General features: G+C 45.9%; 26 protein-coding genes and 1 pseudogene. 8 read left to right on the top strand and 19 right to left on the bottom strand.

All coding sequences use genetic code 11. From position 1 onward, the window contains the following. Window positions 1–208 precede the first annotated feature (208 nt). The gene (locus OIR97_RS01545; RefSeq protein WP_169543970.1) at window positions 209–1,129 is read right to left on the bottom strand and encodes a LysR family transcriptional regulator; all 921 of its coding nucleotides are present in this window, start codon (window positions 1,127–1,129) and stop codon (window positions 209–211) included. A gap of 115 nt (window positions 1,130–1,244) precedes the next feature. Here OIR97_RS01545 and OIR97_RS01540 point away from each other — a divergent pair, with 115 nt between their 5' ends. Further along, window positions 1,245–1,850 carry an FMN-dependent NADH-azoreductase gene (locus OIR97_RS01540; protein WP_169543969.1) on the top strand — a complete coding sequence of 202 codons (606 nt, stop codon included), beginning with the start codon at window positions 1,245–1,247 and terminating at the stop codon, window positions 1,848–1,850. A gap of 542 nt (window positions 1,851–2,392) precedes the next feature. On the opposite strand, the gene OIR97_RS01535 is transcribed toward OIR97_RS01540, so the two are convergent. The 10 genes from OIR97_RS01535 to OIR97_RS01490 all read right to left on the bottom strand — a co-directional run bounded on the left by OIR97_RS01535 (window position 2,393) and on the right by OIR97_RS01490 (window position 12,708). Beyond that, the gene (locus OIR97_RS01535) at window positions 2,393–3,259 is read right to left on the bottom strand and encodes a nucleotidyl transferase AbiEii/AbiGii toxin family protein (RefSeq protein WP_169543968.1); all 867 of its coding nucleotides are present in this window, start codon (window positions 3,257–3,259) and stop codon (window positions 2,393–2,395) included. Beyond that, window positions 3,252–3,767: a type IV toxin-antitoxin system AbiEi family antitoxin domain-containing protein gene (locus OIR97_RS01530; RefSeq protein WP_407696660.1), complete on the bottom strand. Its 516-nt coding sequence runs from the start codon at window positions 3,765–3,767 to the stop codon at window positions 3,252–3,254. Before OIR97_RS01530 ends, OIR97_RS01535 begins: the two co-directional genes overlap by 8 nt. A 315-nt stretch (window positions 3,768–4,082) precedes the next feature. Further along, window positions 4,083–4,850: an MFS transporter gene (locus tag OIR97_RS01525; RefSeq protein ID WP_169543967.1), complete on the bottom strand. Its 768-nt coding sequence runs from the start codon at window positions 4,848–4,850 to the stop codon at window positions 4,083–4,085. 239 nt (window positions 4,851–5,089) lie between these two features. After that, entirely contained in the window at window positions 5,090–5,740 is a 651-nt protein-coding gene (locus OIR97_RS01520; RefSeq protein WP_219821629.1) for a 2-dehydro-3-deoxy-6-phosphogalactonate aldolase, read from the bottom strand. After that, window positions 5,733–6,632 (bottom strand): sugar kinase, encoded by a 900-nt coding sequence (locus tag OIR97_RS01515; protein ID WP_169543966.1) that lies wholly within the window; start codon window positions 6,630–6,632, stop codon window positions 5,733–5,735. Before OIR97_RS01515 ends, OIR97_RS01520 begins: the two co-directional genes overlap by 8 nt. A gap of 12 nt (window positions 6,633–6,644) precedes the next feature. Then, the gene (locus tag OIR97_RS01510) at window positions 6,645–8,441 is read right to left on the bottom strand and encodes an IlvD/Edd family dehydratase (RefSeq protein ID WP_169543965.1); all 1,797 of its coding nucleotides are present in this window, start codon (window positions 8,439–8,441) and stop codon (window positions 6,645–6,647) included. Between the two features lie 10 nt (window positions 8,442–8,451). After that, on the bottom strand, window positions 8,452–9,759 hold the full coding sequence (locus tag OIR97_RS01505; protein ID WP_169543964.1) for a TRAP transporter large permease: 1,308 nt from the start codon (window positions 9,757–9,759) through the stop codon (window positions 8,452–8,454). 11 nt (window positions 9,760–9,770) lie between these two features. Continuing rightward, window positions 9,771–10,346, bottom strand: coding sequence for a TRAP transporter small permease subunit (locus tag OIR97_RS01500; RefSeq protein ID WP_169543963.1), 576 nt, complete (start codon window positions 10,344–10,346; stop codon window positions 9,771–9,773). A 77-nt stretch (window positions 10,347–10,423) separates the two neighbouring features. Further along, on the bottom strand, window positions 10,424–11,443 hold the full coding sequence (locus OIR97_RS01495; RefSeq protein WP_169544377.1) for a TRAP transporter substrate-binding protein DctP: 1,020 nt from the start codon (window positions 11,441–11,443) through the stop codon (window positions 10,424–10,426). Between the two features lie 59 nt (window positions 11,444–11,502). Beyond that, entirely contained in the window at window positions 11,503–12,708 is a 1,206-nt protein-coding gene (locus OIR97_RS01490) for a mandelate racemase/muconate lactonizing enzyme family protein (RefSeq protein WP_169543962.1), read from the bottom strand. Window positions 12,709–12,910: 202 nt separating this feature from the next. Between OIR97_RS01490 and gntR the strand changes: the two genes are divergently transcribed. Continuing rightward, a complete protein-coding gene (gene gntR / locus OIR97_RS01485; RefSeq protein WP_169543961.1) occupies window positions 12,911–13,942 on the top strand; it encodes an HTH-type transcriptional regulator GntR in 1,032 nt (343 codons plus the stop codon). Here the strand turns inward: gntR and OIR97_RS01480 are convergent. From OIR97_RS01480 to OIR97_RS01445, 8 genes and pseudogenes are all read right to left on the bottom strand, one after another. Next, window positions 13,878–14,518 (bottom strand): annotated as a pseudogene (locus OIR97_RS01480) (RHS repeat-associated core domain-containing protein). The gene gntR and the pseudogene OIR97_RS01480 overlap by 65 nt on opposite strands. A 543-nt stretch (window positions 14,519–15,061) precedes the next feature. Continuing rightward, complete coding sequence (locus OIR97_RS01470; RefSeq protein WP_169543958.1) at window positions 15,062–15,706, bottom strand: glutathione S-transferase family protein; 645 nt, start codon at window positions 15,704–15,706, stop codon at window positions 15,062–15,064. Window positions 15,707–16,451: 745 nt separating this feature from the next. After that, the gene (locus tag OIR97_RS18755; RefSeq protein ID WP_407696690.1) at window positions 16,452–16,703 is read right to left on the bottom strand and encodes a nucleotidyltransferase domain-containing protein; all 252 of its coding nucleotides are present in this window, start codon (window positions 16,701–16,703) and stop codon (window positions 16,452–16,454) included. A 38-nt stretch (window positions 16,704–16,741) separates the two neighbouring features. After that, window positions 16,742–17,377 (bottom strand): hypothetical protein, encoded by a 636-nt coding sequence (locus OIR97_RS01465; RefSeq protein ID WP_169543957.1) that lies wholly within the window; start codon window positions 17,375–17,377, stop codon window positions 16,742–16,744. Between the two features lie 2 nt (window positions 17,378–17,379). Then, entirely contained in the window at window positions 17,380–17,937 is a 558-nt protein-coding gene (locus OIR97_RS01460) for a hypothetical protein (protein WP_169543956.1), read from the bottom strand. Between the two features lie 124 nt (window positions 17,938–18,061). Next, complete coding sequence (locus OIR97_RS01455) at window positions 18,062–19,420, bottom strand: toll/interleukin-1 receptor domain-containing protein (RefSeq protein WP_169543955.1); 1,359 nt, start codon at window positions 19,418–19,420, stop codon at window positions 18,062–18,064. Window positions 19,421–19,522: 102 nt separating this feature from the next. Continuing rightward, the gene (locus OIR97_RS01450; RefSeq protein WP_169543954.1) at window positions 19,523–20,005 is read right to left on the bottom strand and encodes a hypothetical protein; all 483 of its coding nucleotides are present in this window, start codon (window positions 20,003–20,005) and stop codon (window positions 19,523–19,525) included. 666 nt (window positions 20,006–20,671) lie between these two features. After that, entirely contained in the window at window positions 20,672–21,088 is a 417-nt protein-coding gene (locus OIR97_RS01445; protein WP_169543953.1) for a MerR family transcriptional regulator, read from the bottom strand. Window positions 21,089–21,175: 87 nt separating this feature from the next. On the opposite strand from OIR97_RS01445, the gene OIR97_RS01440 reads away from it, so the two are divergent. From OIR97_RS01440 to OIR97_RS01415, 6 genes are all read left to right on the top strand, one after another. Further along, window positions 21,176–21,574, top strand: coding sequence for a mercuric transporter MerT family protein (locus tag OIR97_RS01440; protein ID WP_267177761.1), 399 nt, complete (start codon window positions 21,176–21,178; stop codon window positions 21,572–21,574). Between the two features lie 13 nt (window positions 21,575–21,587). Next, a complete protein-coding gene (gene merP / locus OIR97_RS01435) occupies window positions 21,588–21,872 on the top strand; it encodes a mercury resistance system periplasmic binding protein MerP (RefSeq protein WP_169543952.1) in 285 nt (94 codons plus the stop codon). A 5-nt stretch (window positions 21,873–21,877) separates the two neighbouring features. Continuing rightward, window positions 21,878–22,108, top strand: coding sequence for a mercury resistance system transport protein MerF (gene merF, locus OIR97_RS01430; RefSeq protein ID WP_169543951.1), 231 nt, complete (start codon window positions 21,878–21,880; stop codon window positions 22,106–22,108). Then, window positions 22,105–23,535 carry a mercury(II) reductase gene (merA, locus tag OIR97_RS01425; protein WP_169543950.1) on the top strand — a complete coding sequence of 477 codons (1,431 nt, stop codon included), beginning with the start codon at window positions 22,105–22,107 and terminating at the stop codon, window positions 23,533–23,535. Before merF ends, merA begins: the two co-directional genes overlap by 4 nt. An 873-nt stretch (window positions 23,536–24,408) precedes the next feature. Next, the gene (locus tag OIR97_RS01420; protein WP_169543949.1) at window positions 24,409–24,768 is read left to right on the top strand and encodes an MbcA/ParS/Xre antitoxin family protein; all 360 of its coding nucleotides are present in this window, start codon (window positions 24,409–24,411) and stop codon (window positions 24,766–24,768) included. Then, entirely contained in the window at window positions 24,755–25,504 is a 750-nt protein-coding gene (locus OIR97_RS01415; RefSeq protein ID WP_169543948.1) for an RES family NAD+ phosphorylase, read from the top strand. Before OIR97_RS01420 ends, OIR97_RS01415 begins: the two co-directional genes overlap by 14 nt. The last annotated feature ends 383 nt before the right edge of the window (window positions 25,505–25,887 follow it).

The following is a 25,887-nucleotide window of genomic DNA, read 5'->3' as shown; positions in this document are numbered from 1 at the left end:
CCTTAAGTTGATGCTTCCGCTGAGAAGACACGAACCTCCGGCTTAACCGCTAAGAATGCAGCGCCCTTTCGCCCCCACAGAAGCCTGCGTTAAAACGCCCTTGCCTGTATTTGAAGGCGGCTCACACCCAGACCCCCCAACAGGCCTGACGAAGGCTGGAACATGCCATTCACTGCCGTCACACTAGCCATAAGCGTCGGAAACAGTCTTAGGCCGATAAACATTCTGGCAAAGTTTCACGATACTCAGCTATGCTATCGAGAAGCAGTGTTTCCAAAAGTTTTACAGCAGGACCAAGCGCGTCTATCTCTGGGTAAGTTAAGTATAACGTCGTTTTCCGCCTGCTTTCATGCTCGAGCTGAAGTGGTACAATCTGGCCCGCTTCAAGTTCGGCATGCATAAGGCAGGTTGGCGACCAAGAAAAGCCGTGACCGTTCAGTAGAGCCGTTTTTGCAGTGCTAAGATTGCTGAAAGTCCAGCGTTGTTCCGCTTTCTGCCAGCCTCCAACTCCCGTTCTATGCTCACCGCTATCGCGGACAATAATTTGTCGATGCTGAGCAAGCTGAGAGAAAATAATAGGATCCTTTTGCTGGGCGAGCGGATGGCTTGGCGCGGCGACTAATGTAAATTCGATATCCATTAATGGTATGCCCGATGTACCTTTTGGCAGGTTCGCAGTGATAGCCATGTCAACAGCACGCTTTTCTACCAGTTCAATTGTGCCAGACATCACACTTTCAATTATTTCAACGCGTGTATGCGGCGCGCTTTTACCGAGCTTCTCAAGGGCTTGCATAAGTATGTGGATTGGAAAGAGGGTTTCAGCTGCAATGGAGATAACAGGCTCCCATCCTTGATGCAGCGCCTGTGCCGCAGCTTCCAGGCATTCAGCTTCGCTTAAGAGAGTTTTGGAGCGTCTGAGGAGTAACTCTCCAGCTTCTGTAAGCTCTGCTTTTCTGCCATTTATCGTGAGTATTTCCATACCAAGCTGCTCTTGCATCTTGGCAATTGCATAGCTGATTGCACTTTGGCTTTTGTTGAGTTTCTTTGCCGCCTGATTGAAGCCCCCTTCAGCGATAATACAGTGCAGTATCCGCCATTGTTCCAGACTGACTTTCGGAGATGCCATCGTAAACCTATCGAAAAAGTAGATATATTTCATCAGATAATAGCGTTATTAAATCGAATTGTCAGATATTAAGTACCTTATCAGAGACGCAAAAGACTTTGACGAGGTAAACAAGATGACAAACATTCTACATATTACATCCAGCATTCTTGGTGATAACAGCCAATCAAATGCCATCAGCTCGAAGGTGGTGAATCAGCTTTTGGTCACTCACGGCGACAGCACGCTCGTCCACAGAGATTTAACTGAAGATTCCATACCGCATTTGACGGGGGATGCCATCGCCAGTTTTAATCTTTTAGAAGACGATCTGAGCTCGTCGCAACGTAAAACCCTGGCGCTTTCCAACAGTTTGATTGCAGAGTTACAGGCGGCGGACGTGGTTGTTCTGGCTGTTCCCATGTATAATTTTTCAATTCCATCTACGTTGAAAAGCTGGATTGATTATGTTGCACGGGCGGGCATTACCTTTCGCTATACCGAAGCGGGATCTGAGGGATTGCTGAAAGGCAAAAAGGTTTATGCTGTCGTTACCAGCGGCGGGTATTATAAGGAAACCGACAAGGATTCTGTGACGCCGTTCCTGAAAACGATTTTTAACTTTTTAGGCCTTGATGATGTTGAGTTTATCCATGCAGAAGGATTAAATATTAGTGACGAAACGCGTGCGAAAACAGCCCAACAGGTTGAAGAAACGCTGCGATTTTTGGCTGCTGCATAAGTTGCAATGTGAAAAAAGGGGTGGTTTCATGTAAATCACCCCCAATTTATTTTAGAAAATCCTGATTTATTAAAAAAAGAGTTAAACCCTTTTACCCGATAGGCTAAAGACTATCAGTGTGAAAAATTCTGCCACAGGTTAGATTTGAGCGGTTTTGACCAGTCCGATAATCCTATTGAGCGGATTTTTACCCCCAGAACCGACAGGCTTCCAATCCCGTCCGAAGTTGCATTTTGTAAATTCTGGACGGACAAAACCATCTGATTTTTACAAATGCATTGATTTCATGGTGCCGCTGAGAGGACTCGAACCTCCGACCTACGCATTACGAATGCAAACGGATACGAATAATTTCAATAGGTTAGAGTGTCTAAAAATCAGAAATATGCCTAATTTATCCCGTTATTGAGTAGAAAATGTCTAAAAATTGAAAACGGGTAGAAGTCATCCCCATTATTAAAACTCAATTTCACCATACCAACAAAGTATGTATTCACAAAAACATAGTTCACAGAGCTAAACCCTCAAAAATAGGTCCAAAATCATGAGAGTTTGGAAGCAGCTAGGCAAATAGGAGCGAGCCGTTCCCAAATTTCGTCAACCACAGCTTCTAGTGATACGTCCTCAAGTTCGGTGGATTCAGCATAGGCAGTCCATTGTGTAACCTTCGCAGGTTCGGTAGCAAACTCCTCCGATAAACCAGGTGGTCTGTCGGTTGGAATTTCTGTATGCCTTCTATCAAATGTAGATTTGAGTGCACGCGCGAGATCATTATCCGGTATTTCTTTGGCTTTTGGCACGGCCCAGAGGTCGTAAAAATCTTTCATTCGTCCGTTCACCACACCAAGATCGACTACAGCTTGAAATTTCTCAGCAATCACTGTGGCTGGCGAATATGCTCGGATTTTTGCCGCCTCGAAGTCGAGCAGAGAAGTATATTCGATCTCGAATTTTGGATCGCCCAAAGTATCACCGAAACCGAGATCTATTGTGATCGGAATGCGTATTTTCCCCAGATAGGCAGTCGTCTTCAAACGCTTGCCGCCATAGACTTGATCTTCTCTAATATCAGATGCCGAGATATCAGCACTATCAAACGTGAGGCCATCATTGACGTCCATAGCAAGGATTTCCGCGAACACTGCTTTTAATTGCCCCTCATCATCGTCACCAAAACCGAGAAAATCTACGTCACGTGTAAATCGTCCTGGATCTGTGGTCCAAAGCGTAACGAGCATTCCTCCTTTTAGAACAAACCGCTCCCGGTAGTCAGAAACGGAAAGGCGATAGATCAATCTTTCCAAACCGAAAGCAACAAGAACGACTTCAAAAACACGCTGCTCTTCACGCGCTAGGTTCAGCAAGCGCTGCCGAACGGATGCGGCTATATCTTTCGGTTGCTTAGCCATTTGATGTCAGCGCCTCCAGATAGGGGCGCATCAGTTTACCGACCCCATAATTTTCTGCGGCATTCGCTAGACTAGCTGGCGATGCTTTGCGCGTTTCTAGAGCGGTTTTAAGACACTCAATCGCTACGGAGCGGTCGACCAGTTTTGGGTTTCTAAAAGCGTCCGCAATCGATTTGGCGGCGGAGTATATTTTTACATCGACACTACCGATTTTGAAACTCTCTACACCTTTCGAAAGGTAAGGCTCTCGAAATCGTACCGTTCGCGTTCTCGGATAGGAAATTTTTGGCTTCCAATCTTTGGCGCCAATGGCGATCCATACTTTACGCGGCAGTTGATCCGTGAGCCCGTGAAATGAGAGCGCCGACATGAGGCAGATAATGGCCTTGGGTGCTTGCTTGCTGACTTCCGCGAGACTGGCGTTAAGCTCGATATCGGTCCCTGTGAGCTGGTAAAGTCCTCGACCGATCCGAATAATATCGCCGTCGTCCATAGCGCGTTTTATCACGGTTCCAGTGACTCCGACCTCGCGGAGGTCACGGGGTCGCGCGAGCGGGTGGCGGGCCATATAAGCTAGCAGCTTCTCTCGTTGGGTCTGTGTCGGCATCTTGGTCATTGTCACGAAACCTCAGACAGAAATGAATTTTGTCCGAGGTTTTATAGCATAATGGAAGCCAATTTCCAATGAGAAAGCTTCAGGTGGCATTGTCAAAGCAATATGACTGAGTACTAAAGCATGATTGATTTTTAACTCTTGCCAAGAAAAAAGATGAAGCGTTAGATTGAAATGGTTGTGGACTGATGAATTAGCATATCCATTTCCTCAAAAAACCCAATATTCTGTCTCATGAATGCTGACGGGAAACAGTGTTGTTAAAAACACAAGCTGCGTACCACATACGAAATACGCCAAGGCCATCACAACAAAAGAGGGATTTTGAAGCGTCGTTTTAAGAGCGGTACCCGCTGACAATTTGTCTGAATTATTTGAAGAATGCACAAGCGGTGCTTCTTTATCAACCCGACCAACAATCCAGGCAGCGGGAATAATGAACACAGCGAGAGCCACCAAGCCAAATAATGCGATACGCCAGTCATAGTATGATTCCAGAAACTGACCATAGGGCGCTGTGATCATCGCTCCAACGGAACCCGCAGCTGAGACAACCCCTAACGCCATGCTTCGAATGGACACGGGCACCAAGCGCGACATGACAGAGAGTGTCATGGCAAAGGATGCGCATGCCATTCCAACCCCGACACAAATACCCGCGCCCAGCACAACGGCAACCACGCCATCTGCTGTCGCAAGACTGATCATTCCGGCAACATAAGAGAGCACACCAAACACCATAACTGCACGAAATCCCCATTTGTCGGCAGCTATTCCAGCAACCGGCTGGCAAAACCCCCAGACAAGGTTTTGCAGTGCAATTGCCGCCGCAAAGTCGATGATTGTGACGGCAATATCCTGCGTAATGGCAGGCATGAACAGGCCGAGACTTTGACGCAGACCAAAACTAATTGTCAGTATAACAGAAGCCGCAATGAGGATCGGCAAGACAGGCCGGATGGCCGTGAGGTTGGACATTAAATTGTTCCTATTATTTGTATTTTTTGGGGATCTTACTGTTCAAATAATGTCTTGGCCAACAAAGTGCTGGCTGAAGCACAAGTCTAGGCATTGTCGTGAGAGAATAAATAATGGCCCAATTTGATTATGCCCATCCAGATTCTACTCTATGCCTCCAACACTTTGCCCTCGTTATCGACGAGCAAATGAGTTTCAAGTTGTTTTCTTCTGATAGTATCTCCAAGTGGAGGTATCGCTCATGCCGATTGATTAAAACGCGACATTAAGGTCCGATATTTGTCACAAAATACCGCTGCAGACGCTGCGATTTCAGCAACTGTTTTACCCGGCTTATAAAGTGCCGACCCGACCCCCATGGCATAAACGCCAGCATCCAAAAATGATTGCATCGTATCGACAGACACACCGCCGGTAGGGCAAATAGGTGTTCCTTTGGGCAATACTGCCGCAATCGCTTTAATAAACGCAGGGCCCAATGTATCTGCAGGGAAAATTTTCAAAATATCCGCACCTGCTTCAAGGGCCGTAAAACATTCCGACGGCGTGTAACAACCCGGCGCAGATAACATGCCCAATTCTTTCGTACGCTTGATAACTTCAACGTTCATATTTGGAGAAATAATAATCTGCCCGCCCAATGCTTGAACCCGATCCACATCGTCTGGGGACAATACCGTCCCCGCACCTAAAATAATGTCGTCGCCATGGCGAGAATTTATAATCTCCAAACTTTTCGACCAGTCGGGGCTATTAAGTGTCACCTCAATCAGTCGTATTCCAGATTGCACCAGTTCATCTGATACTGGCCCCGCTTCTGTCGGGGTAATGCCCCGTAAAATCGCAATGAGCGGCATGTCTTTAATGGTGGCGGTTGCATAATCAAGCAATGGTTTTCTCCAAGTTGGTAATATCTATTTCGCCAATCGAGCCTTTAAAGCAAACCACTTGTGAGGCAATTTGGTGGGCATATTGCAGGGCCGTTTTTTTATTCTTCCCAAGAAGCTGAGATGCAATAAAAGTTGCAATAAACGCATCCCCTGCAGCCGAGCTGTCAACCACTGCACCTATCGGCTGAAACACTTCCAATTCAGTCCGCCGTCCGTTCTGCCAAATCTCAACGCATCCACCGCTACAGGTTAAGACCCATTCAGCTTCAGGGGCTTTCTTTGACAATTGAACGATATCACTACCGGGATATAGAAGTTCTAACTCTTCGTCGGAAATTTTGACAAGCTCGGCAACCGCAAAAATCTCTTCATTAAACCGACAGGCTTCATCTGTTGACCATAGTTTGGATCGGTAATTAAAATCATACGCGATTTTGACCCCCGTTTTTTTCGCGGAGACGACCGACTGGATAAGATTGTCTTTCTGATGCGTGATCGCTGCCGAAATTCCGGAAAAGTAAACAATATCATATCCCGTTAAATCACGGGGCGTATCAAATAAATGGCGGGCTGCTGATTGCCCGCGCCAATAGCCATATTGCTTTTCGCCTATTTCATCATTCGACAATAAAAACAATCCGATCGTTCGGTCTGGATCACGGAAGCAAGCCGTTGAGCTAACGCCGTATTTGTTAATAAACGCAATACAATCATTACTGTCCTTATCGTTACCAAGAGCCGTCATGTACGATGCCTGCACAGCGCTTCCCGCAACAGTCTTCAAGTAATAGGCCATATTAAACGTATCACCTGCAAAACTCCGACGATAAAGCCCATTTCCCACATCTGACATTTCCAGCATGATTTCGCCGAACGATAGTACTTTATACATCTTGGCTCACCGTTAGTGATTATCCCGAGGCAGACCTTTGCTGCGAGAGATTTGTTGATATTTCACTGCAGATTTAAGCACCATTCCTTTATCAAGCTGGTCCACATCTTTTCGCTGCATTTCTTGCCATGGGGTCTGCGAGTCTGGGTAGGCGTACCCACCATTTGCGTCCAGCATTTTGCGCCGCGCAGCAAGTTCCGCATCAGAGATCACCATGTTGGCATGACCTGTATTCAGATCAATCACGATCCTATCACCATTTTGCACCAACGCCAGCCCACCCCCAGCCGCCGCTTCTGGAGATGCGTTCAAAATTGACGGAGATCCGGAAGTTCCTGATTGACGGCCATCGCCAACACAAGGAAGTGCCCTAATACCCTTCTCAATCAAATGCGTGGGTGCCCGCATATTCACGACTTCGGCCGCCCCCGGATATCCAATGGGGCCTGTTCCGCGCATAAACAAAATGCAGTCTTTATCAATATTAAGTGCCGGATCGTCGATGTGGGCGTGGTAATCTTCGGGCCCGTCAAAAACGATGGCCCGACCCTCCAGAACGTTTGGATGATCTGGGTCGGACAAAAAGCGATTTCTGAAATCTTCTGAAATAACGCTCAGCTTCATAATCGCCGCATCGAACAGATTACCGCGCATAACTTTAAATCCAGCGTTGCCCGTAAGAGCCGTCTCAAACACCTTAATAACATCCGGATTTGTGCCCGGTGTGTTTGCATAATTTTCGCCAATGGAGGTACCAGCTACCGTCAGGCAACCTTTATGAATAAGTCCGTGCTTAATCAACTCATGAACAACGGCGCCAACCCCACCGGCACGGTGAAAATCTTCTGCCAGATATTTGCCGGCAGGTTGTAAATTAACAAGCAGTGGAATATCCAACCCATGTTTTTCCCAGTCATCCAGTTTCAGCTCGACGCCCATATGACTGGCAATGGCATTTAAATGGATCGGCGCATTTGTAGATCCACCAAGGGCAGAATTTACAACAATCGCATTTTCAAAGGCTTCTCTCGTCATAATTTTGGACGGCGTCACGTCTTCTTTGACGAGATCCACAATCCGCTCCCCCGTCTCATAGGCAAGTTGCGCCCGTTCGCGATACGGAGCTGGAATGGTACCGCCTGTTGGTAATTGCATCCCCAACGCCTCCGACAAAGAGTTCATTGTCGACGCTGTCCCCATGGTGTTGCAATAGCCCGGCGAAGGGGCTGACGAGGCCGCGAGTTCGATAAACTCTTTATAATCGATTTCACCTGCGGCCAATCGTTCCCGAGATTCCCAAATTATCGTCCCTGAACCCGAACGTTTTCCGTTGGCATAACCGTTCAACATCGGCCCGCCGCTTAGGACAATGGCTGGAATATCAACCGTAGCCGCCGCCATCAAACAGGCCGGCGTTGTTTTATCGCAGCCCACCGTCAGCACCACACCATCCAGCGGGTAGCCATACAAAATTTCAACAAGGCCCAGATACGCTAAATTTCGATCCAGTGACGCTGTGGGGCGCTTCCCAGTTTCTTGGATAGGGTGCACCGGAAATTCAAATGCAATACCGCCGTTAGAACGAATACCCTCTCGGATCCGATTAGCAAGCTCGATATGTGGCCGATTACACGGCGACAAATCCGATCCCGTTTGGGCAATACCGATGATCGGCTTGCCTGACTGAAGCTCTTTTCGGGTAAGCCCGTAATTAAGATACCGCTCCAGATAGAGCGCCGTCATATCCGGATTGTCGGGATTGGCGAACCAAGACTGCGAACGAAGAAGTGCCTTTTTAGTATCTGACATTTATCTACCCTTAGCGACCGGTGATACCGGGGAAAATAATAAGAAGCGCGACCGCGAAAATCTGAATACAGATAAAGGGTGCGAGAGATCGAAAAATAATACCAAGCGAGATGTCGGGCGGCGCAACGCTTTTAAGATAAAAAGCAGCCGGTCCAAAGGGCGGAGATAGAAAACTCACCTGCATGTTCATCGCAAATAAAACACCGAACCATACGGGATCATAGCCTAGTGAAATCACGATTGGCACAAAAATTGGCATGGTCAACAACGCAATACCAACCCAGTCCAAGAACATCCCCAAGACAAACAGGATCAACATCATAAACAGGATAATCACAATCCCATGATCAGAAATGCCTGTGATGAGGGAGGAGACAAAATTAATACCGCCCATCAAATTGAATACACCAACCAGCGCAGATGCCCCAATGCCAATCCAAACGATCATACCACATGTGGACAGAGTCTGAAGCGCAGCGCCTTTTAATAATTCAAAGGAAAACTCTCGGCGGAGAACGATCGACAATAAAACACCCGCCACACCAACGGCTGAGGCTTCAGTTACAGATGCAATCCCACCATAAATAGATCCCAGCACAAAGGCCACGACCATCAAAGGTAAAACCAATCCTTTGAGCAATACAAGCTTTTCTCTTACCGGTGTATCGTCTTTCTCGACGATTGGAGCCATTGAGGGATTGAGATATACGCGGATTAAAATGTAGGCGACATAAAAACTCGCCAGCATTAACCCGGGGATGAACGCCGATGTAAATAGATCCCCGATCGAGACATTTGCGGTTAATCCATAGACAATCAATACAATAGAGGGCGGAACCATTGTTCCTAAGGATCCACCAGCACAAACAACCCCAATTGCCAAATTGCGATCATAACCAAGACGCAACATTTGGGGCAGCGCAAGCAACCCCAGAAGGATGATCTCACCGCCAATAATACCGCTCATAGCGGCCAGGACAACAGCGACAAAAACCGTTTGAATAGCAACTGCCCCTCGCAAGCGCCCACCAACCAATCTCATGGCATCAAATAGATCTTTGGCAATACCAGATCTATCCAACAGGGCTGCCATCATGACAAACATGGGCACCGAGACAAAAACAAACGAAGAGACAAACGAGTATACCCGGCTTGTAATGAGCGGCACGGCCATCGGCCCAAACCAGCCCAGCGCAAAAATAAGCGCAACAAGCAAAGTAACAAAGGCAAGCGGCATTCCCGTGAGGAGTAGACCGATCAGCATCACGAAGATCGCGAGGGTTCCATACTCAATTCCGAGCTGTGAAAGTTCAAACATCGATAAACTTCCTAATTTCTATTGAGCGGTTTTTTTCGCAAATGTGCGATCGCAAAAATGATGAACTGGATCGTTAAGCAGACCAGAACGGTGAATAAGAATAATTTCAATAAAGCCGGAACAGGTGGGTTCCATGCACTGCCACTGGTTTCCATACGAAATCGCCCGTCCGGCGCAAATATACTGCGCTCCACGCCTTTCCAAGCGGCGGCAGAGAAAAAGCCCGTAGAAATGGCGCAGATGACGTAAATCACAACATCTAGCCAACGCCGCACTTCGGGGCTAACCGCATCGTAAATGGGCACTACCCGGATATGCTTGTTGTGAACGGCACAATAAAGTCCACCAAAAACAAATCCACTGGCACATAAGAATGTTGTTGTTTCATGGGCCCAAAGCGTTGGCTCATTAAGCAAATGGCGCATAAAGATTTCATAAATCAAGACGGCCATACTCAGCAGGAAACCAAGCGCAAAAACAATGCCTATCCGATCAATAATCCGACCAAAAACACCTGCCTCTTCGGCAGCCGCACTCGTATGTTCTCTATGGACAATAACCTCTGGATCTTCTGTCACTCCAGCCATATCCGCACCTTTGTATGAAACGCGTCACGTAATAAAGTTCTGCGATGGAGGGACCCTCCATCACAGAAGCAGGCCAATTAGATAAGACCTTGGCTCACTAAGTATTTAGTCAGCGTATCATATACTTTTTGAGCATTTTCAGACCGCTTAGCGACTTTTTCCCACTGCTTCATGGCAATCGCACGGAATTTAGCGCGCTCTTCTGCGGACCAGTTATGAATAGTGATGGATGGATCTTTACGCGCGGCGGCTACAGCTTCCAGATCTTTCATCGCCAATTTAGATGTCATATCAATGGCAAAATCACGAACTGAAATATTCAAAATTTCTTGAATATCAGCGGGCAATGAATCCCATTTTTTCTGGTTCATTGATACTTCGACAAGCGGCATTGAATGGAAACCAGGATACACAGGGTGTTTCGCAACGTCATGCATACCCTGAGCTTGGTTTGTTGAAAATACCGTATAATCCGCCGCTTCAATGACTTTTTTATCAAGTGATGTAAAAACTTCTGAACCCGGTAAATTTACAGGTGACGCGCCTGCAGCTGCAAATACTTCCTGCACCATACCCTCTGGTGCCCGCATTTTGAGGCCTTTTAGATCAGCAACACCATCTAGGGGCCGTGCCGAAATAAACGCTTCAAGTCCCGGTGTCGTTGCCCCGATGAAGTGAAGACCATAAGGCTCAAGAATGTCGTTCATCAATTCTTTACCGCCGCCATAATTAATAAAGCGGAGCATTTCTGAGGGGGATGACCATGCACCAACGGGATTAGCAATCAGACCAAATGCTGGATCTTTACCGGCAAAATAACTTGTGTCTGTGATGTGTCCATCCAAAATGTCGGCGGCAACCGCATCTTGAGTTTCAGAATGTTGCACAACTGAATTGACGGGCATCATCTCAATTTTAAGACGCCCACCTGTCATAATTTCAACGCGCTTTGCCCATTCTTGCTTTAGCATAAAATTGGGATTACCGGCCGGATCACTAGACTGAAATTTCATATCGAAATCAGCAGCAAACGCTGTACTTGACATAACCAGTGCGGCAACGCCCGCAACAAGTCCTTGCTTTACAAAATTAAACATTTTCTTCCTCCTGTTAGTGCCCTGAATTTGTAGGACCTTTTTTAAAAACATGCGAAAACTTAAACACTTGTCACTTCCGACACCTTTCGCATTGCGCTAAACACCTGATCAAGATCAGGGTTTAATTCCATACCAAGCCCGGCGCCTTCGGGCACGGTGATCATTCCATTTTTAACTTCTGGCAAGGCCGTCACTAGATCCCGATACCAAGTTTTGTAAAAAGCCCGAACGCTCTCTTGAACTAAGGCATTTGGAGCATTCAAAGACAAATGAGTTGACGCACAAAGAACGACCGGCCCGGTACAATCATGGGGCGCCACCGGCAAATGCCATGCCTCTGCCATCGATGCAATTTTACGCGCTTCAGAAAGTCCGCCGCACCAACTAATATCGAGCATCACAACCCCTGCCGCGTTGGTTTCCAGCAAATCGCGAAATCCCCAGCGGGTCGACAAACTCTCTGATGCGGAAATTGGCGCCGGGGAGGCTTGTGCGTATCGTGTCAGGCTGGACAAGCTGTCCATGTTGATTGGATCTTCATGCCAAAAGGTTTGATACGGCGCGAGCGCTTTGGCGATCTGGATGGCAGGTAACAGCTCCCACATAGAGTGAAACTCCACCATGATGTCCATTTTATCGCCAACGGCTTTGCGAATTTTCTCGAACGGTATCAGCGCTTCTTTCAAATCCGGCAGGGAGATATATTGCCCGCGGCTCTTCTCTGCGGCTTGATCAAAGGGCCAGATTTTAAGCGCTGTTATTCCCTCATCGAGCAGAGACAACGCCAACTCATCAGCGTTATGTAAAAACCCGTTCAGATCGTCGTAATCACCCTTGCCATTTTGAAGGCCATAATTAGCGGTCGCCTGACCGGTTGCTTTCTTGATATATTCCGTACCTGCACATGTATTGTAGGTTCTAATTTCCCGGCGGCTAAATCCGCCCAGCAATTGGGCAATTGGCAGGTTTGTTGCTTTGCCAAAAATATCCCAAAGCGCAATATCAAAAGCAGAATTCCCCCGCATTTCTGCGCCCGAAGACCTAAACCCCACGTAACCACGCAAATCAGATGCGAGCAGATCAATCTCAAGGGGATCCCGCCCAATAACCCGCGGAGCTACGTATTCATGAATATAAGATTCGACCGTTGCCGCGCCAAAAAACGTCTCGCCAAGACCCGTAATTCCTTCGTCCGTATGCACGAGCACCCATAAAAGGTTTGGGCGTTCTTTTATACGCACAGTCTCCAAGCGAACGATCTTCATTTCCCAGCCCTGCACCATCTTTAATTTGGAATTTTGCCTTATTAATCTGGCTATATGGTAGCGCTACCACAGTTTCGTTTGACTTTATTGGTAGCGCTACCGTAATGTCAAGTTAGAAATCTTGGATCGACAGTTTCATCTCAATCATTTACTTCGGTATACAACCTGTTGTGCAAAGCAACGATCTGAAAGGGGCAAAAAATTGGCGAAAAGAAAGGGCTCCGGTCGGGCAACCATTAATGACGTTGCGCAACATGCAAAGGTGGGCGCTATTACAGTCTCCCGAATGCTCAGAGATCCCTCCAAAGTTTCTGAGAAACTTCGCACCCGCATCGAAGAATCAATACGGGTCCTTAAATATATCCCAGATCAAAAAGCCCGCGCCCTAGCTTCGGGCCGAAATGATGTTATCGGCGTTTTGGTCCCTTCCTTAACGAACAATGTCTTTTCCGACACTTTGCGCGGGATCCATGATGCCGCACGGGATACGCCTTTTCAAATTCAGATCGCCAACACCCATTACAGCGTTGCCGAAGAAGATCACCTCATTTCCCTTTTTGTAGGGCAGCGCCCTGCAGCCCTTATTGTTACCGGCCGCGATCAATCCGAAAAAACCCGCAATCTATTGAGCGAGTCCAAGATACCCATCGTACAAATCATTGAAACTGATGATAACCCTATCGACATGGTCATTGGCTTCTCTCACTCCAAAGCGGCCATGACGGTTATTGATCATCTGGTCGAACAAGGATACCGACGGATCGGTTTCATTGGCGCGCGCCTAGACCCTCGATTAGCGCGGCGACTATCCGGCTACAAACAACGGCTTACTGAGCTGGATTTGTTTGATGAGGCCCGCATCGCAGTTTCAACAGCCGCTTCTTCTGTTAATTTGGGCCGGGATTTTTTTAAAGACTTGCAAAAACGCGACCCAAAAATGGATGCCGTCTTTTGTGGTAATGACGATATGGCTCTTGGGGTGTTGTTTGAATGCCTCGCACAAAACATTCAAATACCAACTGAAATGGGCATCGCTGGCTTTAACGATCTTGAATTTATGTCCGCCGCAGTCCCCCCGCTCACGAGCGTTCTGACGCATCGATATGAAATCGGCTATCAAGCCGTCGACCTCATCCTCAAACGGCTCAATGGTGAAAAACCGAATAGCCTCAATATCGACGTAGGGTACGAACTACAGGCCCGAGAAAGCACCGCCCTAAAAACAACGAGGTAAAAAATAGAAGACCTATTACTACATCCATCTCCAATTTTTCCATTCCAGGCCGAACGGAAGGATTGTTCTTAAATTCTTGTAGTTTTCTTTGATGTTCAGAAATTCGTTTTTCATCCGATCGTATACTCTTTTGTTGCTGTTTCGACAACTCATCGAGGGTCGTTTGCTTTCTCCCAGCCTTACCTTTACCGAACAAATACTTCAAGCCACGAGCGACGTATTTAGCACTAATTTTTGCAGTACCAATAGCCAAAGGGATTAAATAACCAGCGTTAGCCTGCACTACCCCATTTTGATCTGACGCTCTTGAAGAACTTGAATTTAAAAGACTATAATTATTACTCGCCAAATTTTGGACGCCCTCCTTAGCTAACCCACTTGGATCGACAAAGTTGATCGGATCATTGCCCACATAGGCATGTAGGTTTATTCCATCGCCATAACCGATGGGGTCGGGCAAAGAAAGCGTCCTTGGGCGGGACTGTAATACGGCGCCCGATAGTAATAGAGGCCGGTTTCTGAATCGAGGCGACGACCGGTGAACCGATAAGGGCCATAAGTATATGTGTCGGTCATCGTGCCGCTGTCATCCGGCAAGGCGGCAACAGAGGCCAAACCATCCTGATGGAAGTAGCTGTGATTGCCCGCACTGACGTCAATCATCACAACACTGGCAGCGCTGATCAACCGGTTGCTGGAGCAGGAATTAAACTTAATAATATTAGAATTATAAAATATTCACCCCTCAACGAGCAACGCATCAATTATGCGATATGCCGCGATCAAAACGCCCAGTAATTCAAATGCTTACCGAAATATGTAGACAACTTATTCGCCACAATACATTGAAATTTGTCTAAACGGTTATTTGGTGCTTCTTCATAAAATCACGTAATACATTGATATATATGAAAGAATTGGTACCGCTGAGAGGACTCGAACCTCCGACCTACGCATTACGAATGAACATGGATATCAATGAATTCAATAGCTTAGAGTGTCTAAAAACGGGAAAATAGCCCAATTTTACCAATTTAGAGAGGAAAATTGTCTAAAAATAGTTTGGAGAGCTCCATCGTCCAGATCCAGAGTAATGGCTTGCAGAAAAAGCGACCTCGACTATGAAGCGAACTTGGAGATGTCTGGATCGGTCAATTTAACGGAGTCCCGTCTTGAAATCTGATCCCACCATAGCTGTAATGCCGGGTGCAAACTCAACTCGTCAAGTCCCTCCGGCGCACGGGTAAAATAGTCCATCATTGGCACTAGATGACACTCTGCAAGCGTGATTGCCGAACCATCCAGAATATATCCTTCATCCGAAATGTTGTTTAGGGCAGAAAGCACTTTTCGTGATGCTTCAATGCCCACGCAGACTTCATTTTCATCGGTTGGCTCACCCATGATTTTACGAACGACACGTTGAGAGAATACCTGACGCACCATTGGCCAGTATCCATAATTATCAATGATCGAAATTACCTGGTCCACACGTGCCGCCGCCTGTGGATTGGCGGGCCGTAAGGGTGCACCATCAAATGCACTGTCGATATAGCGAGATATCGCTGAGGTTTCAAATATATCAAACCCGTTATGCGAAAGTACTGGCACACGGCCAAAAGGATGTAATTTCAGGTAAGAAGCATCAAGCTCAGTAAACGGATTTACCTCGTTCATTGAGTAGCCAACCTCCTTTTCATGGAGGACCAGTCGCACAATTCGATTATAAACGCTGAAACGATATCCATACAGTATTACAGACACTATTCCCTATGCTCCTTCAGTTGAAGTCCGAATAACTCACGTTAGCGTGGTGCTATCACAGACACAATTAGCGCGAAGCGGAATTCACAACATTTCTAGTCCCGTCACGATATATGGCTACTTTCGGTTATTTTGATAGTGCATAGCATATTGGAAAGAAGGGCCGCTTTCAATCAAGTCAGCCGTTCGCTGACATTTGAACTTGGTCACTTTAATCCGCATAGTTGTCGTCCATCAACGTAAACAACGAGGTCTTCTTAGAGTCTCAATCTGTTTTTTGACAGGTGAAAGTTACGATGTCTACTTTTAACGCTGAAGTATACGTTATCAAGAATTCCGTCTTCAAAATTGATGAGAGTTTAATCATAGCCCGATTTGAACCCACAAACCGTGACATTATAATCATTTGAACTTTTTTAAAAAATTATTGCGGGGGCACGCAACCAACGAGAATCTATAAAAATATCGGTCAAAATAGTGAGATGAACTGCCATTCACGTCTGCTCTGCGCCCTTAATGTCGAAATGTGCTTGATGCATCATTGGTCACAAACGGCCCTGAGCGGACGTTGGTCTGCTTGTCTGACGCTGCCACGTGTTTTCCCCATAGCTGACCTCCATCACTGGCTCGGAAGTTAGCTGACCCACTATGGCAAAATTACGTGGATTTGCGCTAATCGTTAAGCTTCAAAATCAACTTTTCGAACTTGCCTGTTCGGTCAAACTTAGTAACGAGTTATCGTAACTTATAGAATGCGCTGCACCGGCGTCTTTTCCAAAAAATGCAGGGCTTCTTCATCTTTCTCTGTTAACAGCCTTAGGTGGATTGGTGCGCAAAGAAGATGCTTTTCACATCGTTCTTTGACCAATCGCATGGTTTTTTGGTCTTTAACTACGCACAAGATATCAATGTCCGAAGGTGATTCTATGTTTCTTATTACCGATCCAAATACGTACCAGTTCAAATTCTGCCTTAGACTCTGACAATCGTCGATCATCATGACAACCCCAGCGTCCCGCAAAATCGCATTCATTGTCAAAAATTGCCCTTAGCAAGATAGGAAAGTATGTCCCTTATTCCAAATACCTTTGTGCCCAACGTCTCAGCAACATCATAAGCATCTTCAAGGATTGAGCCGTTCGGATTTGTTTTTAGCAGAATGTCAAATGCTCCAAATTCTTCCCAAGTATTGCGAATATCATTTCCGGTCAGGTCATATTCATACAGCAAGGCAACTTTCAGAGTGTTGCCGAGGTCGTGCTCAATCAAAAGTAGGTGATCGAACTCGAAGCTAATGTTTTTAACTCTACTGTGTTGTCCCAGTGCTTTTCTACTAAAAGCAATCTCGGGATTTTCTGTAGATTGTGGGGTCTCATTGTTGATAGCACGTAAAAGGACACCCCATTGCCCCCATGCCTGCCAGGAGGCTTCGCAGAGCTCAATCGCACCTCCGGTCCACTTACCAACTTTTGGAAAATTTACGACTACTGAGACGGGAGTATCCAAAAAAGGTTGGACATGTTCAGGGGTCACTATTTTTTGTTTCAAAATAGCGGCCTGAAATGGTGGATAATTCTTTCTAAAGATTTCAACCAAATTGTCGGATTGCCAGACTATACATGTGACCTCATCATGTTTTAGCAGTAGATTTTGGATGAAGTTATCTGGCATTATCAATTTCCTATGTCATTCATTTCATTTGGAAAACGAGAGTTCGGCAAATTTTCTCCTTCCAAATGTTTCATCATCAAACCCTGAACATGAAATCGGAATTTCTCACCTGTTTCCAATTCATCGGCCTCCAACAAAGAGTGGTTTGCATCCAACCATGCCAGGATCTTAAGGCTGTTGGGTATTATTGTTGATTTGACGCGCTTTTTCCAAGCCACGGCCTCATGCGCTTCTGGGTTAAAGCGGTAATCGTTGTCAGGTCCAACTTCTTTATGGACAGTGGCGTTTTCCGTTAGCAACGAAGTCAATGCTGTCCGCAGCTCAGATCGGGAAGTAAGTGTTTGAATACCAAATGCCCTTTCACGCTTCGAATTATGTTCCGCTTTCCAAGCAATCATCAGCTCAGTAGTGTGATGCTCAGGGGTTTTATCGGCAAGAGTATGGCAGTTGGCGCACAGCAGTATGATGTTTTCATAGCTCCCACGTTTTTCCTTACTAAGTTTCTCATCAGTTCTTGGTCCGCCATCTGTTGCAGCGAATATGTGCGCCATCTCAGCCATATGTGGGTAACCGTCAAAACCGTCAGGGAATAGAGCTAGGTTGCATTCCGGATTCTGACAAAACCCGGCGGAGTCAGTGAACAGCTTTAGTTTGGTAGCGGAATTCGGTGTAGCTTTACCTCGGTTACAAGCCACGGCGTCTATCCCTTATCCAACGCTGGTGCCGAGTGTACGCCTCCACAACACCCCATTCCATCATTCGTTCATAAACGATTTCTGTCGGCGTAGAACTCTCTAGATCGACGAGAGTCCATTCAACGATTTGTTTTAGGTCTTGCACAACTTTCTTACTAAACTTGAAATCGCGCCCTTTATTGCTAGCACTTACTCTGTACAACTCCTCAATGAATGGGCCATCCAAATGAAGACGTGATCCGCGAGACATGTTAATAAGACCCCGCTGTGCCACTCCTTCAGCTATAAAATGCTTCACCCTTTCTGGCATCCAAGAACTGTCATCAGCCAATAGCCAGATCAGGTATTCGAAGTCACCCAAAGACTGTGGGTTATGTCGTCCCATTCTGCCACTCACAACAAAGTCAGCTATTTCCCAGGGGTGAAAGTTTCCGAAAGTCGGATGTCTAAGTGCGTATTCTTTCACGCACAAAGGCGGCTTCCGGTCGATTGTCTTCATACTTTTGGTTTTTTCATCGGATATCAGTGCCCCAAGCTTCTCTTCAAAAACCGCCTCAAAATCTCCGCCCAATCCTGGAATGGTAAGTTGCGGGGCATAACACGCTAGGTATTCTGGGTTTTGAACGCAAATGCCCCCAAGTCCTGGAAAATCTTGGATGAATTCCAAGACCAATTCGGGATGGGTAGTGTGGTTAATCTTTTCGCTTTCAGCAAAGGAAGACCAATCCCATTGCATTGCAGCCCATGCAAGATTTTCGGCACGCTTTTCGCCACGTTCAAACTCCCCCGGCAACGGGAATGTCCAAGAGTAATTGTGCATGCCAATGCTATAGCTCTCAGCCATCTGTGCTAAATCTAGCCACCACTCGTCAGAAATCAGAGGAGGTTGGACTCCATGTTTGATTAGGATATCTCGCGCTATGATGAGTGGGCTTTGTTCTGGCTTGATTGCCTTTAGCAGGTCTTTGCAAACTTGTTCGATTCCGTTGGAACTATTGGTGGCCAAAGTGTCCGCCAAAGGAGGCGAGTATTCCATGATCTCCTCAACTGATATGTTGTGCCAGACAGGAAGAATAATCTGATGATTGCCGGAGACTTGTCTGGCGACAAGGCCATCAAGTTCCCGTTGTGCCCAACCTTTCTTTAAAAAATCCGGGCTGAGCACAACAATTCCGAACCGGGATTTCGACAAACCTTTATCAATCGATCTGCGCAGGCTATCGCCAACTGACATCGAAAATTCATCATACCAGACAGCTAGGTTTTGTTCGCTCAGATAGTTTACCAGCGGTCTAACAAGATCCTCTTTGTCTTCACTGGCATGACATATGAATACGTCAAATAACAAATTTATCTCTTCCTGTAATCAGTCGCATTAAGAAAACTGTTTTAAATTCATTGGATTAGCTTTTTAAGGTTGGATATTGATTTTCCGGCTAGTGCATCTTCATCAGCGCTTGGGTCGTGCCTCTTCGCTGGTAACGCCACCATGAACTTGGCAAAATCCACCTTCCTCTTGCAGCCAGCGGTCTAAGTTCAATTGGATACCGCCGCTCACCATATTGGCACAGCGGGTCCCCTTCAAAGTAGTCGCCCCACATCGTGGCTCACCATCTATCTCAACCCACTGCAAGTATTCTTCTTTGGTGGCACCATTCTGAAGCGCGAAGTATCCTTCTGGGTCTTTGCAGAAGTTTTCCGGCTCTTCGGCTTTCAGAAAAATAGTCGTCACACCACCAGGAGCCGCGATTCGCCCAACAAACTCGATGGGTGCTTGGGCTAACTTTTCGATTGTGGCTTTGTCCATTTTAGTCCTCTTGAAATTTTTCGATTTCACCCACTTAAGATGAAGTGAATAGCCCCATAACAGTCTATCAGCGTTTAGCATCAAAGCCAAATCAATCAACTCAAGAACATTCAAACCAGCGGTCATTAGAATTAGTTAGAAGCTGCTGAGACCCCCTACTGAACGCGTGTAAAGTCGTAGATTTTGAGCCCATAGTTTAGGTCAGCTTATCATGATCAGGCCGACATCTTTGCTGTCGCAGCGAAAGTCCGCTTCTCGCCCAGTTCAGCAGTTGGCCGATATTTGAGTTTGGTCACCTTAATCCGCATAGTTGTCGTTCAGCTATGTGAACGGTCAGGATCGCTGTGGATCACAATCTGTCTTTTGACAATAAAAGTAACGATGTCTGCTTTTAACACTGAAGGATACTGTCTTCGGATTTGGTTGATAGTTTGGTCGTAGCCCGATTTGAACCTACGGCCTAAGATACTGTTATCATTTGTATATTTTTTGAAAGTTTGGTTGCGGGGGCACGCAAGCAACGACAATCTATCAAAATATCGGTCAAAATAGTGAGATAAACTGCCATTCACGTCTGCTCTGTGCCCTTAATGTCGAAATGTTCTTGATGCATCATTGGTCACAAACGGCCCTTAGCCGACCTTAGAACCCTATTTGTTTTGTACTTTGAGTTTCTCCAAAGCTGACTTTCAGGAACAGGTTTGATTAAATACTCTTAATGATAGAAAATGAAATAAAGTCGACGTTTACATCCCGGCAAATATTCTCGCATTTAATTAAATATCGTTTCGTTTAGTCAGCCCACAAAGAGTCTATAATCGGGCATTCGGGAATTTCGCCTCCGGTACAATTTTTTAAAATACCAGATAGTGTTTTTTCCAGACGTTTCAGGTCTTTAATCTTGTCTCGCACGCTTTTTAAGTGATCCGTTGATAAACTTTTAATTTCTCCACAGGTGTAAGTGTTTGTATCAACGATAGAGAACAAACTGCGTAGTTCGTCGATGTTAAATCCAAGCTCTCTACAGCGTAAAATAAACCGTAAACGCCGTTGATCATCAATTTTGTAAAGCCTATGTCCCCCTTCTGTGCGACTTGGCGGCAATAAAAGCCCTATATTTTCATAGTAGCGCACAGTCTCGATATGGCAGTTAGCCTTCTTGGCAAGAACACCTCTCGTGATCGGTGCATCTGTGATTTCAAATGCCATTAAAATTTAATCCTTGAACCTGTAGTAACTACAGACACTATACTCATATTAGAACAAGGCTGTAAATGATGTATTGGAGATATTTTAGTGGTTCAAGTCAGCAAATTTGAAAATCTCAACGATGAGAAAAATGAAGACAAGCGTAAAGGGTGGGTTGCACTAGGAGGCGTTCTTGGAGCTATTGCCGCCTCATCATGCTGTATCTTACCGCTCGTTTTATTCAGTTTGGGGATCGGTGGTGCTTGGATTGGAAATCTGACGGCGCTTTCTCCATATCAACCATTATTTGCAACGATCACATTGGGATTTTTGGGATATGGCTATTGGCTCGTATACCGAAAGCCTAAGAAAGCTTGTGAGGATGGAACCGCTTGTGCGCGACCGCTCCCAAATCGAATAGTAAAATTCTTTCTTTGGGCCGCAACAATCCTTGTCGCGGGGGCGCTTGCATTTCCTTACCTCGCCCCTGTTTTACTTGATGTTTAGAAAGGAAATTAACATGAAAACTGTAATAGTTGTGGGCGTGGCTGTTTTAAGCCTACTGCCTTTCAATATGAGCTTTGCTGCGGAACAGAAAGTTACGTTAGAGGTAAGTGGCATGACATGTGCGTCGTGTCCGTACATCGTTAAAAACACTTTAGCATCAGTAGATGGTGTAAAAAATGTGAATGTTTCTTTTAAAAAGAAACAAGCCGTTGTTACGTTTGATGATCAAGAAACTCAAACAACGACATTAACAAAGGCGACTGCATCAGCAGGATTTCCTTCAAAAGTGATGGAGTAAATATCATGAGAGATAAAAATCTTTTCAAATTTGGTATTGTTGGCTCTGTTATTGCCGCTCTTTGCTGCTTTACCCCTGTTCTTGTCATTTTATTTGGAGCCGTCGGCTTATCTGCGGTTCTCGGCTGGGTGGACTATGTCCTGATGCCTGCTCTCTTATTTTTTATTGGACTGACTTTTTATGCTGTTTATCGCCGTCAAAAAAATAGTGAAAAAACCTCGGGGACGAGTTTATGAGTGATAGTTGTTGCGAAGTAAAAAAAGCCAATGGCAAGTATGATCTTGCTGTTATTGGGGCGGGGTCTGCGGGTTTTTCAGCAGCCATTACGGCGGCTGATCAAGGTGCGACTGTTGCTCTGATTGGCAATGGTACAATTGGCGGCACCTGTGTGAATGTTGGTTGTGTCCCTTCTAAAGCCTTGATCAGAGCTGCTGAGTCAATTCATCAGGCAAATAGTGCAAATCGATTTGGAGGTGTGCAGGCTTCAGGGCAGCTTCAAAACTGGAAATTGTTAAGAGATCAGAAAGATGAATTGGTCTCTTCACTGCGAGAGGCAAAGTATATTGATGTCTTGGCAAATTATAGTGGCGTTTCCTATATCGAAGGAGCAGCGCGTATTGTTGATGATGGCGTAACAGTCGGAAACAGACATATTAAAGCAAAAAAAATCATAATTGCGACTGGATCACATGAGTTTATCCCGCCTATTCCAGGCGTGCAAGATACACCATATTTAACGAGCACAACCGCTTTTGAGCTTGAAGCTTTACCTGAATCAATGATGGTCATTGGCGGAGGATATATTGGCTGTGAGATTGCCCAAATGTTTTCAAGACTTGGGGTGAAAATCACTTTGCTATTTCGAAGCAGCCTATTACCTGAAGCGGAACCTGAAATTAGCCAAGCGATTGCTGAGTATTTTGAAGCAGAAGGCATCACAGTTCTGCAAGTTAATTCATATGATAGCGTTTCTTCACTAAGCGGTGAGGTTTCATTGTCAGTGTCTATAAACGGAAAAACACAGGCCATAAATGCGGAAAAAATATTGTTCTCAGCAGGCCGCAAGGCAAACATTGATGGTTTGGGACTGGAAGAAGAAGGAATAGCTTGTACAGCTAGTGGAGCCATTCATATTGATGAACAAATGAGAACCACCAAAGAAGGTGTTTATGCTGCTGGTGATGTGACAGGAGTAGATCAGTTTGTTTATATGGCTGCTTATGGCGCAAAAATAGCGTCTCACAATGCCATGGGCGACAGTGGTCGTAGTTACGATAACAGTGCAATGCCTTCTGTCGTGTTCACTGATCCACAGGTTGCTAGTGTTGGACTTACAGAGGCCGCCGCCCGCTCTCGTGGAGTGGATACTAAGGTTTCTGTTCTGTCTCTGGACAATGTTCCACGGGCCCTTGCTGCTCGTGACATAAAGGGGCTAATTAAGCTCGTTGCGGATCGCTCAGATGGAAAATTACTAGGCGCCCACATTATTGCACCTGAAGGCGCAGATAGTATTCAGACAGCAGCCCTCGCAATCAAACAGGGCATGACATATACCGAACTTGGAAACATGATATTTCCCTACCTTACAACGGTAGAGGGGCTGAAATTAGCGGCCCAGACATTTGATATGGAGGTTTCTAAACTTTCCTGCTGTGCGGGATAACGGTTGAATTTATGGTGTTACAGGATCACAAAAATTATGAAACCCTCGCTCCTTATTTTAGAAATGGCGGCCTATTTACTAGTGAAGGTGATGCTTCAAAAAAAGTTATATTTCACTGGATGATCATCTGCAAAGTTTTCCACTCTTGCTGGTGCGCTTTGAGCGAAGTAGGTGTGAATATTTTCAAGCCCATCAATTTAGATCACCAAGTGTTGGCGGTATATTCCTAGTTATCGAAAGATATCAAAAAAATGAATAGTAGGTGTTGCATAAAACTGGATGTTATTCAAATGTCCGATTTTGGCACACAACGGTAAGTTTGAGTTCCTTTAATATTGCCGATGTTATTTCTGCTTTGGCTTGCTTTGACAATGCTTAGCTTGAAGGCGTCAACGTCCGCTTCCCGCCCAGTTCAGCAGTTGGCCGATATTTGAGTTTGGTCACCTTAATCCGCATAGTTGTCGTTCAGCTATGTGAACGGTCAGGATCGCTTTGGATCACATTCTGTCTTTTGACAATAAAAGTAACGATGCCTGCTTTTAACACTGAAGGATACTGTCTTCGGATTTGGTTGATAGTTTGGTCGTAGCCCGCTTTGAACCTACGGCCTAAGACACTGCTATCATTTGTATATTTTTTGAAAGTATGGTTGCGGGGGCAGGATTTGAACCTGCGAACTTTAGTTTATGAGCTAGATTAGATCAAAATCAAATAATCAAAATAGATAATTTTTAAAAACCGCCTGTCTACTCAGCGTATCCCAAAATAACAATTCCTTGACCACAAAGCTTACACACACTAAATCTTATGATGCAATTACATCAATGTTGATTAGAATGTAGCTGAAGCATCTTTATTTATAAGGGCAGCGTTATGGCACTACAGCAACAAGCAATTGAAGTAGATGATAAAGCCATCCTGGCCAAAGCCGCCAAGAATGCCGCCTCTAATCTTGGGATCCCGCTTGAGGAACTGGCCAAGATAATTGGACGGGATCGGACAGCCATCAATCGCGGTATTGACCCTACAACAAAGACTGGGGAGCTAGCTCTTCTCTTTGTTCGCTGCTATCGCGCTCTGCACACGCTGGTCGGCGGGGATCCGAAAAACATGAAGCACTGGTTTGGAACACGCAATAAACATCTGAACGGTATTCCAAGGGAGCTTATTAAGTCGGTACAGGGACTGAATAGCGTCCTCATTTACCTGGACGGCATGCGTGGAAAGATCTGAGTGGAAAGAGGTTCTAAGCCAGGCTCAACCCGAGACCCTCAAGGGTCTCCTTTGGCGAGTTGTTGAGGGCCAGTCAGAAATCGCCACCATGGAGCTGGTTGAAACCCTTGATGAACAAATGCGGCTTGAAGAGTTACTGGATGCGACCAAGCCCTCCTGTCCAAAAACGGCGCCAGATGACTACTTACTTGCCACCCCATTCAGATATCCTCCCTTAAAATGGGGATCGCGTTTTGGGGCCCAACATGAGATGTCCATCTTCTATGGATCCCTCCTAAAGGAAACAGCGGCAGCAGAACTGACCTATTACCGGTTCGTATTTTTGGAAGGTGTTGAGGAGGAGTTCCCCAATCCAATGATCCGGGCAAGCTATGATCTTTTTTCAGTCAGGTTCAAATGTGAGCATGGTCTCGATCTGACTAAAGCGCCCTTTACAGCCTCCACAGACACCCTACAGCACAAAACCAACTATCAGCCAACCCAGGCGCTCGGCAGTGAGCTAAGAGCAGCCGAGATCCAGGGGATTACCTATCAGTCAGCGCGCTGCCCCAAGGCAGGCTTAAATATCGCCATTTTTGAGCCCGCAGGGATAATCTCAAAGAAGCCTGTTCAAATGCTAAAATGCTATTGTGAAGCCACGCGAAGCCGGGTGGTCCTCAAACTTGACCGAACCCAATTCGTGGAATTTCCAAGGGATCTGTTTGTGATCGATGGAAACCTTCCAGAACCGGCCTAAGCTGTTGCTGTCAACAAGCTAGTCTTGTAATCTGGCTAATCGACTACTAATTCCTCAACGATTTTTGAGACCCCACTTGCAGGGCCCCATCTCAGGGCTTCATTGATCACGGTCGCCCTCAACTATATCTTTGAGAGCCTAGGAACGGAGGAATTTATGTCCAACCTGTTTCATAATCCACCTTTTATTCCCCCGGAAAACAGTATGCGTAATGTCTAAAACTTATACTTTACATGGTCTTCGAGTAATTTTGACCAACTATTAGTGGTTATACACCCCAAATTGATTCACGAATTACGCTAAAAAACCTGTTGAAGAAAGTATTGTTTCGAACAATAGTGTTTTACAATCTAAAATTGATAAAAAGGAAGGCCTACAACAAA

This window comes from Sneathiella aquimaris, from assembly GCF_026409565.1.
GTDB lineage: Bacteria > Pseudomonadota > Alphaproteobacteria > Sneathiellales > Sneathiellaceae > Sneathiella > Sneathiella aquimaris.
Note: the sequence above shows the minus strand (reverse complement) of the source record. Positions and strands in the feature narration are given on the sequence as shown.